Here is a 12,396-nt window from a genome sequence, read left to right on the forward strand (position 1 = left end):
CGCCCTTTTTCCGTTAATCCGCCAAGGGGGAAGAGAAAGACAATGAGCGAAGCGTTGAAAGGTGTCCGTATTCTGGACATGACGCATGTGCAGTCGGGCCCGACCTGCACCCAGTTGCTGGCATGGTTCGGTGCCGATGTGATCAAGGTCGAGCGCCCGGGTGTCGGTGACATTACCCGCGGCCAGCTCCGCGACCTGCCGGACGCAGACAGCCTCTATTTCACCATGCTGAACAGCAACAAGCGCAGCGTCACGCTCAATACCAAGACCGACAAGGGTAAGGAAATCCTGACGCGCCTCATCGAAGAGTGCGATGTCATGGTCGAGAATTTCGCGCCGGGCGCGCTCGACCGGATGGGCTTCACTTGGGAACGCATTCAGGAGATCAACCCGAAGATCGTCTATGCCAGCATCAAGGGTTTCGGCCCTGGCGATTTTGAAGACTGCAAGGTCTACGAGAATGTCGCCCAGTGCACTGGTGGCTCCGCCTCCACCACCGGCTTCGATGATGGCCCGCCGACCGTTACCGGCTCCCAGATCGGCGACAGCGGCACCGGTCTGCACCTGGCGCTCGGCATTGTCACGGCGCTCTATCACCGGACGAATTCCGGCAAGGGACAGCGGGTCGAATGCGCGATGCAGGACGGCGTGCTCAATCTTTGCCGGGTGAAACTGCGTGACCAGCAGCGCCTGGAACACGGTCCGCTGAAGGAATACCCGCAATATCCGAACGGCGAGTTCGGCGAGGCCGTGCCGCGGGCCGGCAATGCCTCGGGCGGCGGACAGCCGGGTTGGGCCGTGCAGACCAAGGGCGGCGGCCCGAACGATTACATCTATGTCATTATCCAGCCGCCGGGCTGGGCGCCGCTGATGAAGACCATCGGTCGCGAGGATCTGATCGAGGACCCGGAGTGGGCCACGCCTGAAGTTCGTCTGCCGAAACTCGACAAGTGCTTCGCCATGATCGAGGAATGGACCAGGACCAAGAACAAGTTCGAGGTCATGGAAACGCTGAACGCGCTGAATGTGCCGTGCGGCCCGATCCTCTCCATGAAGGAACTGGCGGAAGACAAGTCGCTGCGTGCGACCGGTACGGTGGTCGAAGTGCCGCACCCCCAGCGTGGCACCTATCTGACTGTCGGTAATCCGATTAAGCTTTCCGCATCACCGGCAAAGGTGGAACGTTCGCCGCTTCTGGGCGAGCATACGGATGAGATTCTGACGGCGGTGCTCGGCATGAGTGCCGACGATGTGGCCGCAGCCAAGGCGGAAGGCGCCGTCTAGGCCGGTTCAGCCGATACGGGATAGAAGGCGGCGCCGGCTTGTTGAAGCCGGCGCCGTTTTCATAAGACGGGTAGAAAAACGGGGGTAGGGGCATGAAGGTTTGTATCTATGGCGCGGGCGCGATCGGCGGCTATCTCGGCGCGGAGCTCGCCCAGGTGGATGGTGTCGAGGTTTCGCTGATCGCGCGCGGCGCGCATCTGGCGGCGATCCGGGAGAATGGCCTCAAACTCCTGATCGGCGAGGAGGAGCGCGTCGCGAAAGTCACCGCGACGGACAATCCGGCGGAACTCGGCCCGCAGGATTACGTGATCGTCGCGCTCAAGACCCACCAGGCCTGGGATGTGGCGGACCAGATGGTGCCGTTGCTCGGCCCGGACACCGCTGTGGTGACCTGCCAGAACGGTGTGCCCTGGTGGTACTTCTTCGGCGTCAACAGCGCCTATCAGAACCTGCGGCTGAATTCTGTCGATCCGGATGACCGGCAATGGGATCTGATCGGCCCGCAGCGTGCCATCGGATGCGTCGTCTATCCGGCGACGGAGATTGCGGCTCCCGGAATCGTCAAGCACACCTACGGCAACAAGTTTGCTCTCGGTGAGCCGGACGGCAGCGTGTCCGAACGGGCGACACGTCTCAGCCAGGCACTGCAGCAGGCTGGATTCAAGGCGCCGGTCATGCCGAATATCCGGGATGAAATCTGGCTGAAGCTCTGGGGCAATCTCTGCTTCAATCCGATCAGCGCCCTGACCCGTGCGACGCTCGACGTGGTGGCGACCGATCCCGGAACCCGAGCGCTTTCACGGGCGATGATGGAAGAGGCCCAGCGTATCGGTGCCCGGCTCGGCGTGCATTTCCGGGTCGACGTGGAACGCCGGATCAACGGCGCGGCCAAGGTCGGCGCGCACCGCACCTCGATGCTGCAGGATCTTGAAAAAGGCCGGCAGCTCGAAGTGGACGCGCTGCTGACGGCGGTGCAGGAAATGGGACGGCTGGTCGACTTGCAGACGCCGCATATCGACTCCGTGCTGGCTCTGATACAACAGCTGGGACGGACGCAGGGACTCTATCCGGTCTTCCCGGAAGATTCCGGCAGCCCTGAATCCCTTGTTGTCGATTGAACCGGAGTGAATTTCTGATGACGGATGTAACGCTTCCGGCCGAGATGAATGTGGTTGAAATCAGCGTGCCGGGCGCACCGGAGGTTCTGGTGCCGGGCAAGCGGCCGGTACCGGAAGCGGCGCCGGGCGAGGTACTGATCCAGGTCGCCTATGCGGGAGTGAACGGGCCGGACCTCGTGCAGCGCCGGGGGCATTATCCGCCACCGAAAGGCGCGTCCGATCTGCTCGGCCTGGAGATTTCAGGCAGGGTTGTTGCGGTTGGCGACGGGGTCGGAAACTGGTCCGTCGGAGACATGGTCTGCGCGCTGACCAATGGCGGCGGCTATGCGGATTATTGCGCGGTCGATGCACGGCACTGCCTGCCCTTGCCGCACGGTTTCAACCTGCTGGAAGCGGCATCGGTGCCGGAGACCTTCTTCACCATCTGGTCGAATGTCTTCATGGGCGCGAAGCTGTCGCGCGGCGAAGTCTTCCTGGTGCATGGCGGCGCCGGCGGTCTCGGCACGACGTCAATCCAGCTGGCGAAGGCAATCGGTGCAACCGTCGTCGCCGTCGACAGTCCAGCGGAACGCTGCCAGGTCTGCAGCGATCTCGGTGCAGACCTCACCGTTGATTTCCGCGAGCAGGATTTTGTCGAGATCATCCGCGGCGCGTACAAGGGCGCGGACGTCATTCTCGATATCATCGGCGGCGAGAATATTGCCAAAAACATCAAGGCTTCCAAGCCGGACGGGCGGATCGTGCAGCTCGCCTTCAACGGGGGCTCCAGGGTTGAGATCGACCTGATGCCGGTGATGCTGAAGCGGCTGACCTATACCGGCTCCACGCTGCGCTCCCGGACCCCGGAGAACAAGGCGGAGATCCGCGACAGCCTGGCACTCAATGTCTGGCCGATGTTTGAGGAAGGCAAGCTGAAGCCGGTGGTGAGCAAGACCTTCCCGCTCGCCGAAGCGGCCGCTGCCCACGCCTTCATGGAAAGCGCCGGGCACAGCGGCAAGATCATGCTGGAGGTCTGCGGGGACATCTGATGGTCTGCCGCCCTGGTGTTTCGACTTCATTCGCGCGCCGTCTTGCCTCAGGCTAGGACCAAAATTTCAATGAAGTCGAATGAGGTATGGCATGAAACCCAGAATCAGCATGGTCGCCCTGGCTGTCAAAGATCTCGCTGTCTCGCGTGAGTTTTACGAAAAGGGCCTCGGCTTCCCGAGGCTCGACTCCCCGCCGAGCGTAGCCTTCTTCAATCTGAACGGAACCTGGCTCGGGCTGTCCGAGCGGGAAGACCTTGCGGCGGATGCCGGTGTGTCTTCCGAGGGGAGCGGCTACCGGGGTTTCAGTCTCGCGCACAATGTTGCCTCTCCGGAGGAGGTGGATGCGACGCTGGAGGCTGTCGTCGCGGCGGGTGCAAAGCTGGTCAAACCGCCGCAAAAGGCCCATTGGGGCGGATACCACGGCTATTTCGCCGATCCCGACGGCCATCTCTGGGAAATTGCCTACAACCCGTTTGCCTGGGTTGGCCCGGAGGACAAGGACTAACGGCGGCGCGCGAGAGACCTGATGCCGGATAGCGATCTGGAGAAATTCATCGAGGCACAAGGGCCTGTTTACGCGCAGGCCCTTGCCGAGCTGAAAGCGGGCCGCAAGACCTCCCACTGGATTTGGTATGTCCTGCCCCAGCATGTCGCGCTCGGCCACAGCCCGAGGGCCATTCAGTATGGCATCACCGATCTCGATCAGGCCCGGTGCTATCTTCGAGATACAGTGCTTGGCCCTCGGCTCAAGGCTTGCGTCGAAGCTGTCCTGCCGCATAGGGACAAAACGGCATTCGAGATTTTCGGCTCTCCGGACGACATGAAATTCCGCTCCTGCCTCACGCTGTTCGAAACTGCTGCCGAAGAGAGGGCCGATCGCGAGCTCTTCGGTCGGGCACTGGATCTCTTCTATAGCGGTGTGCGGGATGAGCGCACGCTGGCGCTCATCGGTGAGGATCTATAACAGCGTCAGCACCGGCAGCATCAGCAGCAGCCCGACGATCCCGAGGGCCAGCGCCGGGCGCATGAGCTGGTTTTCCTGACCCGCCAGCCCGGAGACGGATGCCGCGAGGACAATCCGGCCGGGCGAGGCGAGGGTGATATTGGCGCCGGCCGCGTTCTGCGCTGCCGCGACCACGATGGGATCAAGCGCGAGCCGTCCCGCGACCGTGCTCTGGAAGGCCATGAACAGTGCGTTTGATCCGGCATTGCTGGCTGTCAGGAACCCGCCCAGGCCGCCCACGGCCGGAACCGCGAAGAGATAGGCCGTGCCCGCCGCGGCGGCGACGGTTTCCGCCAGCCGGTCCGTCATCCCCGCATGCAGCATGACATGCCCGAAACAGATGAACCCGGCGACCGACAGGCTGGCGATGCTCCATTGTTTCAGCGCCTGCGGCACAAGCAGACGGACTTCGGTGGCGGGGATACGCAGGCACAGGATGCCGGCAAGCGCCGCCAGCAGCATCCAGAAGCCTGGATGGTGGATGATGGACAGGGTGAAGTCATAGGCGGGCATGTCGATGCGCAACAGGGAGCTGGTAAAGGCTCCGACAGCCGGGACGAGGCGGGTCAGGCTCAAGGTTGCCATCAGCACGAAGAGCGGAAGCGCGGCGGCCAGCAGGCCATGCCCGTCCGTTCGCGCCTTCGACCGGAGGCGCGCCAGCACAAGCCCGGCGAGCGCTACGGCAAGGCCGGCGATACAGCCCGCGAGCTCGACGCTGATCCAGGCACTGGAAGCCCAGAGCGTGGCAGCGAGCAGGGCGCTGTAGGCAATGGCGGAGAGGATGTTCGAGACACTGGTGAGGCTTTCCCCGGCAAAGCGGAGGGTGGCGAAGGCGCAGAGCAGGATGAAGGGCAGGCTGAGCCAGACTGCCGTTATCGCCGTTTCGCGCGCGGGGAGTTCGGACAGATCCGCGCCAAGCACGGTGCCGATGGCAAGCGCCCCCCAGGGCACGGCACACTGCCCGAGCAGGGCGATCAGGGCCGCGCGGGCCGGCGGATAGCCGAGCGCGATCAGCAGTGGCACGGTGACGATGATACCGACGCCGAAACCGGTCGCGGATTCGAAGAAGACGGAGACGCCGAGCACGAGGACCAGCACGCGCTGCGCCGGGTTCGGGATCGCGTCGGCGGCTGCCTTGCCGAGCCGCTCCAGCGCACCGCCCCCACGCAGCACCCAGTACAGGGTAACGCCGCCGAGCAACACATAGGCGACGGTCGCCGTGGTCAGCAGCCCGTCGATGACGGCATCCGCGATGGCATCTGACTGCAGGTGGAATGCGGAAACAGTGGCGGCGATCAGGATTGAGACGGCGAGCCCGAGACCGCCCGCCCGCATGGCGGACTGGCGGGCGACAAGGATCGCAAGGGTCGCCAGGATGAGCGGCGCGGCGGCTGTCACGGTGAGCATGCGGGCGTTTCCGGTGTTTCATTTGGCGGCGACCCGTTCTGGTGCGGGCGGTTCGGGATCATAACCGCAAGATCGGTCGGGCAGCGAGGCCGAAGCGATGGCATGCTTGTGCCATGAGAAAGACGACGGAAACCTCCTATGTCGAACGCATTGGCCGGGTCCTGGACCGGATAGCAAAGGATGCGGACAGACCGCTACAGCTTGGCGAGCTGGCGGATACAGCCGCCTTCTCTGTCTATCACTTTCATAGGGTGTTCCGTGCCTTGACGGGGGAGACGGTGCAGGAGGTGGTGCGCCGGGTGCGAATGTCTCGTGCGGCCCATGTCTTGCGCATTGAGCGGGCAACCGTGACGGAGACGGCGTTGGCTGCCGGGTACGGCAGCCCGGAGGGGTTCACACGGGCCTTCCGGCAATGTTTCGGCCTGCCTCCAAGCGCTTATCGGACGGCCAAGGCGCCGCCTCCCTACCGGCCGCTGAATACCCGTATTCATTATCGTCCGGAGACGGGAAGCATCCGTCTGATCGCGGACAGGAAGGAGCATGGCATGCAGGTTGAAATCAAGGACATGACACCGGATCCGATCATCGCCTGGCGCCATGTCGGGCCGTATTACGAGGTTGGAACGAGCTTCGGGGCGCTGCATGACTGGCTCAGAAAACATGGACTCCATGAGCACGCTACCGGCGTTTTCGGCCTGTCTTACGATGATCCGGGAAGCGTTCCTGAGGCTGAGCTGCGCTATGATGCCTGTGTCTCGTTCCGTTCCGATGCACAGATACCCGCCGAATCTTTCCCCGAAAATGTCCGCGTCGACGCGCTTCCGGCGGGCCGTTATGCCTGCACGTTGCTCGAAGGCTCCTATAGGGGCATGGAAGATTGCTTCCACCGGCTGCTCGGCCTCTGGTTGCCGGAGAGCGGGGAGAGCCTGGACGAGCGTCCATGTCTCGAATGGTATTTGAATGACCCATCCGAGGTGGCGGAGGCCGAGCTGCGTACGCTGATCTGCATTCCGCTGAAAGGCTGAGGCGATGGAGAAGCTGTTCCGTGCCGTCGATGAACCGCAGCCGGGCCCGTTCATCCGGCAAGCGGTCGAGGAGGGGCGCGGATTCGTCGTGGACTGGTATGCGAAAGCGGAGTGCATCCCGGACCCGGAGGAATGCCGCCGCCGTGTCGGCACCCACATGCCGGAGATGCTTGGTTTGTTTGACAGAATGGCGGGGTGTGCTGGCGACGACCCGGCCATGATCGCCGCCCTTGCCGGGATCGACCCGCCGCCGTTTATCCCTGCCGGCTGCTCCGTCCGCGCCTTCACCCGGCCGCGCCCGACCATGCTGCGCAACTACGATTTTCATCCGGATGCGACCTCGGCGGTCATCCTGCGGACGGAATGGTCAGGGCGTCATGTACTCGGCATGTCCGAAGGGGGCAGCGGCCTGCTGGACGGGGTGAACGATGCGGGCGTGGCTGCCGCGCTCACCTTCGGCGGACGGCATGTCTACGGAGCTGGTTTCAGTATCGTCCAGATCATCCGGTACCTGCTGCAGGTGGCCTCCGACGTGAAAGAGGCGGCGGACGTGCTGCGCCGGATAGCCCTGTGCCTGGGCGCAGAATGTACTGGTACAGGACAGGTCCGGAAAGTCGGTCTGAGCCGAGCTTGCGCCGGACCGGTCGCCGCTCGTTTTCGACGGAAATGTCGTTACGAACCATCAGGCGGATGTGGAGCCGTTCCCGGATTCCGCCCGGCGGTTCGATGCGGCCTGTGCGTTGGCGGAGGATGCGGAAGCAGCGCGCGCGGTGTTTGTTGAGGGGGACCTGTTCAAGCAGGATTTCGACGATTGGCTGGGAACGCTCTATACGGCGGAATATTTGCCGAATGAAGGCGCTGTGACGTTCCATTGGCGGGATGGAAGCTGGCGCCAGTCCCTCGCGCAGTTCGAGCCGGGCGAACGGCGGGTAGTTTATTCAGATTAAAACACTGTTTTCACATAAAAAAACGTCATCCCGCACTTGATGCGGGACCCAGGGAACGAAGAGCGTTGCACTACGATCATCTGGGTCCCGGCTCTCCGGCCGGAATGACGGTTTTAAATTGGTGTTCGGCTTAGTCCGCCAGAATACCTTCAACCAGCTTTTGCACGGAGAGCGCATCGGCGGCTGACGGCATGGTGTGCTTGCTGCCATCCATCCAGCGGGCAACGTTGTCGATCTGCCGGGGCACGGAGACCGAACGTGGATCGGCGGGCAGTTCCATGCCCAGCTCCCACGGCCCGCCGCTGGTCTGCTCCAGGATGTAGAAGCCGCTGAGGCGCATGCTCTTCTTCGTGCCGTAGAAGGTGCCTTCGATCCGGTCCGGACCGACACCGCCGACAGCGCCGCTATAGCTCACCGGAACGCCACTGCAGTCCAGCATGGCATGGACATGGGTTTCGCAGAGTTTCGGATCGGCCTGATAGGTCGGCTTGCTCCAGAGCAGATTGGCCCGTCCGAGGAAGCGTTCGGTGATGTAGAGATAGTGCGAGGTGACTTCCCGGGTGTAGCCGCCCTGATCGCGGAACCGAAGCCAGTCGGCGTCCGCCTGCCAGTCGCGCGGCCATTGGGAGAAATGCATCACCAGCTCGGCGCTGACGATATCCCCCATGGAGCCGTCCTTCATCGCGGCTTCGATCATCTCGACGCCTTCAAGCGATGCCTGGGAGAAGTTGACGACGTTCGGCGTCTTGGTCTCTTCCAGGCGGAGGACCATTTCCTCGCTTTCCGGCACGGAGATACCGAGCGGTTTTTCGCAATAGACCGGCTTGCCGGCATCCATGGCGAGGTCGGCATAGTGCTTGTGGAAGGCGGGCGGGCTGGCGATGTAGACGAGATCGGCTTCTGGCGCCGCGATCATGGCTTCGGCACTGTCCCAGATAGTCATGCCCGGGAATTCGGCCCTGGCGGTGGCGACGGACTCAGCGCTTGGGTCCCAGGCCCCGATAACCGTGAAGCGGTCATGCGGGATCATGTACTGGATCATGCGCCGGCCCATGATGCCGAGGCCGATGACGACGATATTGTGGCTCTTGCTCATTGGTCTTCTAGGCTTTCTGTTCTTCTGTAAGCGCTTTTAGTAACCGGTGGCATGACCATCCTTGCGCGGGTCGGAGCCGGCCTGAAGCACGCCGGTTTCCGGATCGCGCCAGACGCACTGGCTGCCGCCGATCGGCTTGTCGACCCGATCGAGCTTGTGCCCCTTGGCTTCCAGAGCGGTGTAAGTCTCCGGTGCGAACTCGCTCTCGACCTGCAGGATACCTTCGGTGGCGAAGCTGCGCGGAGCGTCCATGGCTTCCTGGATGTCGTGCCCGAGATCAACCACGTTGGAGATGAAGTTGGCCTGGCCGGTAGACTGATACTGGCCGCCCATCACGCCGAACGGTGCTACGGCAGTGCCGTTCTTGAAGACGTAGCCCGGGATGATGGTGTGCATCGGGCGCTTGCGCGGCGCGATGCAGTTCGGGTGGCCTTCCTTCAAGTGGAAGCTGTTGCCGCGGCTGTGCAGCATGACACCGGATTTCGGCGCCATGATGGTGCTGCCGAAGCCGGAGAACAGCGAGTTGATGAAGGAGATCGCGTTACCCTGCTCGTCGATGCAGGAGAGATAGATCGTGTCGCGATGCAGCGGGAAGTCGCTGTCCTCGAAATTCCCGGCCTTGTCCATGTCGACCATGGCGCGCATCACGGCGGTGTGCTCCTCGCCGAGCATCCACTCGACCGGTACATCGGCGAATTTCGGGTCGGCGACAAAGCAGTCCCGCTGGTGGTAGCCGATCTTGGTGGCTTCGGCGATCACGTGCACCCGGTCCGCTTCGCTGAGCGACTTCATGTCGAAGCCGGCAAGGATGTTCATGATCATCAGCGCGCAGACACCCTGGCCGTTCGGCGGGATCTCGTAGATGTCGTAGCCTTTGTAGTCGGCCCGGATCGGCTCGACATACTCGGCGTCGGCCGCGGCGAAATCGTCCATGGTGTGCAGCCCGCCGAGGGAATTCAGCTTGGCCACCATGTCCTCGGCAACCTCGCCCTTGTAGAAGCCGTCGCGGCCACCGGCGGCGATCTTCTTCAGGGTCTCAGCCAGCTGCGGCTGTTTGTGCACGGTGCCGGCCCTTGGCGCCTTGCCGTCGACCAGCATCGCCTTGGCGGAGTCCGGATCGGCGGCCAGCGCTTCTTCCTCGCTGACCCAGTCGAAGGCAACGCGCGAATGCACGACATAACCCTGTTCAGCGAACTCGATGGCCGGCTGCAGGATTTCGGCGAAACTCATCGAGCCGTGATCCTCAATCAGCTTTGCCCAAGCGGCAATCGCGCCGGGCACCGTCACCGCGTGCGGGCTGTGCAGCGGGATCTCGTCCCTGACGCCCAGCTCGTTCAGCTTTGCCAGTGTGGCGGCGGCCGGGGCCTTGCCGGATCCGTTCATGGCGATCGGCTTGGTTGCGCCTTTTGGAGCGTACAGCGCGAAACAGTCGCCGCCGATGCCGGTCATGGCGGGTTCGACCACACACATCACGGCGCAGGCCGCGATGGCCGCGTCGACTGCGTTACCACCGGATTTCAGGACTGTGAGGCCTGCCTGGCTGGCCAGCGGATGGCTGGTCGCAATGGCCGCCCGGCGGGCATAAACGGGGGAACGTCCGGGGAGTTGCAGATTTCTCATGGCTTTGGCTCTATCTGGTCTGAAAAAGCGCATTCATGCGCGGGCGTGCGGCAATCTGTGCAGGAACCGGCGTGGACACCGGAAACAGGGTTTCCCTAAGATGCGGCGCAGATTGAGGCAAGCGCCGTGGAACATCTTTCCACAATTCGGAACGTGCAACCAGATGGCGCAGGATACTGGGGAGTGAAATGAATCAGAAGACCGTAATTACCTGTGCCGTGACCGGCAGTGCTGACACGACCGGCAAGAGTTCGGCTGTGCCCGTCACGCCGAAACAGATTGCCCAGTCGGCACTTGATGCGGGCAAGGCCGGCGCTGCCGTCGTGCATATCCATGTCCGGGATCCGGAGACCGGCAAGGCGAGCATGGATCTTGAACTTTACCGGGAGACGGTGGGCCGGATTCGCGAGACCGGGTCCGATATCGTCATCAATCTGACGACCGGTCCGGGCGGCCGCTTCATTCCGGGCGATGTCGAGCCGATCGACTTCGCCGCGGGCACCAGCCTGAAGGCGCCGGAAACCCGCATGCAGCATATCGCGGATCTGTTGCCGGATATTTGCACGCTGGACGTGGCGACGCTGAATTTCGGCGAGCATGCGATGGTTAATGTACCGAAGCATCTGCGCGCCATGGCCGACCGGGCGAAAGAGCTGGGCGTGGCGCCGGAGCTTGAAGTGTTCGACAGCGGCCACGTCCTGCTGGCGAAGCAGCTGATCAAGGAAGGCCATCTGAAATCGCCTGCCCTGTTCCAGCTCTGCCTCGGCATTCCCTGGGGCGCGCCGGCGACACCCGAAGGCATGGCCTTCATGAAGAGCCTGCTGCCGGAAGACGCGATGTGGTCCGCCTTCGGCATTTCCCGGGGCGAGTTCCCGATGGTGGCCCAGGCGACCATGCTTGGTGGGCACACCCGTGTAGGGCTGGAGGACAATCTCTACATGGCGCGGGGCGAGATGGCGAAAAGCAACGCGCAGCTTGTCGAGCGTGCGGTGCAGATCATCGAAAGCATCGGCGGCGAGGTTGCGGACCCGAGCGAGGCCCGCACGGCCTTCGGCCTTGTCCGGCGCAACGACTGAGAATTGGAACAGACATGTTGAAAGCTGATCTCAGCGGCAAGAAGGCGCTGGTCACGGGCGGTGCGTCCGGTATCGGGCGGGCGACGGCTCGTCTGTTGGCGGAATGCGGGGCGGAAGTCGCGGTGAACCATCTGCCGGACGACCCGCGGGGTGAGGAGACCGTGGCTGCTTTCCGGCAGGCGGGTAACAAGGCGCATGCTATTCCGGGCAACGTGGCCGACCCGAAAGACGCGGACCGGATGGTGGCGGACGCCATCGAGGCGCTCGGCGGGCTCGACATCCTGATCAACAATGCCGGCACGCCGGTCTCGCTCGACCCGATCCCGTTCGAGGATATGGATGCGATGACGGAGGAATTCTGGTCCACCATCATCAATACCAACCTGATCGGCCCGTTCCGCTGTGCCCGTGCCGCCCGCACGGCGCTGACGGAGAGCCGGGGCTGCATCGTCAACACCGCCTCCATCGCGGCTTTCGGCGGCATTGGCAGTTCCATTGCCTATGCCGCTTCCAAGGCCGGGCTGATGAACCTGACCAAGAATCTTGCGAAGGCGATGTCACCCGAAGTACGGGTAAATGCGGTGGCGCCGGGTCTGGTACGGACCCCCTGGACCGACGGTTGGCCTGCGGAGCGGAAGAACACCTCGGTCGCCAATTCCCTGCTGGGGCGTATGGTCGAGCCGGAGGATGTCGCCGAGACCATGCTGTTCTTCTGCGCCAACGGCGCGGTTACCGGGCAGACCCTGCTTGTCGATTGCGGCCGGTTCGGCGCCTGATTTTCATTTCCAGCGG

Annotated in this window: 13 protein-coding genes; 10 read left to right on the forward strand and 3 right to left on the reverse strand. The window is 63.2% G+C overall.

What is annotated here, in order from left to right; all coding sequences use genetic code 11:
• Positions 1 to 42 precede the first annotated feature (42 nt).
• The 5 genes from frc (at position 43) to RH950_RS06410 (ending at position 4,394) form a co-directional block, all read left to right on the forward strand.
• A complete protein-coding gene (frc, locus tag RH950_RS06390; RefSeq protein WP_350054843.1) occupies positions 43 to 1,284 on the forward strand; it encodes a formyl-CoA transferase in 1,242 nt (413 codons plus the stop codon).
• 92 nt (positions 1,285 to 1,376) lie between these two features.
• Positions 1,377 to 2,402 carry a 2-dehydropantoate 2-reductase gene (locus RH950_RS06395; RefSeq protein ID WP_350054845.1) on the forward strand — a complete coding sequence of 342 codons (1,026 nt, stop codon included), beginning with the start codon at positions 1,377 to 1,379 and terminating at the stop codon, positions 2,400 to 2,402.
• Between the two features lie 17 nt (positions 2,403 to 2,419).
• Positions 2,420 to 3,430, forward strand: coding sequence for an NAD(P)H-quinone oxidoreductase (locus tag RH950_RS06400; protein WP_350054847.1), 1,011 nt, complete (start codon positions 2,420 to 2,422; stop codon positions 3,428 to 3,430).
• Between the two features lie 91 nt (positions 3,431 to 3,521).
• Positions 3,522 to 3,935: a VOC family protein gene (locus RH950_RS06405; RefSeq protein WP_350054849.1), complete on the forward strand. Its 414-nt coding sequence runs from the start codon at positions 3,522 to 3,524 to the stop codon at positions 3,933 to 3,935.
• Between the two features lie 21 nt (positions 3,936 to 3,956).
• Positions 3,957 to 4,394, forward strand: a complete 438-nt coding sequence (locus RH950_RS06410; protein ID WP_350054851.1) for a DUF1810 domain-containing protein — start codon at positions 3,957 to 3,959, stop codon at positions 4,392 to 4,394.
• On the opposite strand, the gene RH950_RS06415 is transcribed toward RH950_RS06410, so the two are convergent.
• The gene (locus RH950_RS06415) at positions 4,389 to 5,840 is read right to left on the reverse strand and encodes an L-lactate permease (RefSeq protein ID WP_350054853.1); all 1,452 of its coding nucleotides are present in this window, start codon (positions 5,838 to 5,840) and stop codon (positions 4,389 to 4,391) included. The genes RH950_RS06410 and RH950_RS06415 overlap by 6 nt on opposite strands.
• A 113-nt stretch (positions 5,841 to 5,953) precedes the next feature.
• On the opposite strand from RH950_RS06415, the gene RH950_RS06420 reads away from it, so the two are divergent.
• From RH950_RS06420 to RH950_RS06430, 3 genes are read left to right on the forward strand one after another with little or no spacing between them, the layout of a single operon-like run.
• Positions 5,954 to 6,865, forward strand: coding sequence for an AraC family transcriptional regulator (locus RH950_RS06420; RefSeq protein ID WP_350054855.1), 912 nt, complete (start codon positions 5,954 to 5,956; stop codon positions 6,863 to 6,865).
• A gap of 4 nt (positions 6,866 to 6,869) precedes the next feature.
• A complete protein-coding gene (locus tag RH950_RS06425; RefSeq protein ID WP_350054857.1) occupies positions 6,870 to 7,646 on the forward strand; it encodes a carcinine hydrolase/isopenicillin-N N-acyltransferase family protein in 777 nt (258 codons plus the stop codon).
• Positions 7,636 to 7,812 (forward strand): hypothetical protein, encoded by a 177-nt coding sequence (locus RH950_RS06430; protein WP_350054859.1) that lies wholly within the window; start codon positions 7,636 to 7,638, stop codon positions 7,810 to 7,812. The genes RH950_RS06425 and RH950_RS06430 overlap by 11 nt, the downstream gene beginning before the upstream one ends.
• 130 nt (positions 7,813 to 7,942) lie before the next feature.
• Here RH950_RS06430 and RH950_RS06435 read toward each other — a convergent pair whose 3' ends face one another.
• Positions 7,943 to 8,908, reverse strand: a complete 966-nt coding sequence (locus RH950_RS06435; protein WP_350054861.1) for a Gfo/Idh/MocA family protein — start codon at positions 8,906 to 8,908, stop codon at positions 7,943 to 7,945.
• Positions 8,909 to 8,944: 36 nt separating this feature from the next.
• Positions 8,945 to 10,528 carry a gamma-glutamyltransferase gene (gene ggt, locus RH950_RS06440; protein ID WP_350054863.1) on the reverse strand — a complete coding sequence of 528 codons (1,584 nt, stop codon included), beginning with the start codon at positions 10,526 to 10,528 and terminating at the stop codon, positions 8,945 to 8,947.
• A 188-nt stretch (positions 10,529 to 10,716) separates the two neighbouring features.
• Between ggt and RH950_RS06445 the strand changes: the two genes are divergently transcribed.
• Positions 10,717 to 11,604, forward strand: coding sequence for a beta-keto acid cleavage family enzyme (locus tag RH950_RS06445; protein WP_350054865.1), 888 nt, complete (start codon positions 10,717 to 10,719; stop codon positions 11,602 to 11,604).
• Between the two features lie 14 nt (positions 11,605 to 11,618).
• Positions 11,619 to 12,380 (forward strand): SDR family NAD(P)-dependent oxidoreductase, encoded by a 762-nt coding sequence (locus RH950_RS06450; protein ID WP_350054867.1) that lies wholly within the window; start codon positions 11,619 to 11,621, stop codon positions 12,378 to 12,380.
• Positions 12,381 to 12,396 lie beyond the last annotated feature (16 nt).

The organism is Nisaea sp. (assembly GCF_040217065.1).
Lineage (GTDB): Bacteria > Pseudomonadota > Alphaproteobacteria > Thalassobaculales > Thalassobaculaceae > Nisaea.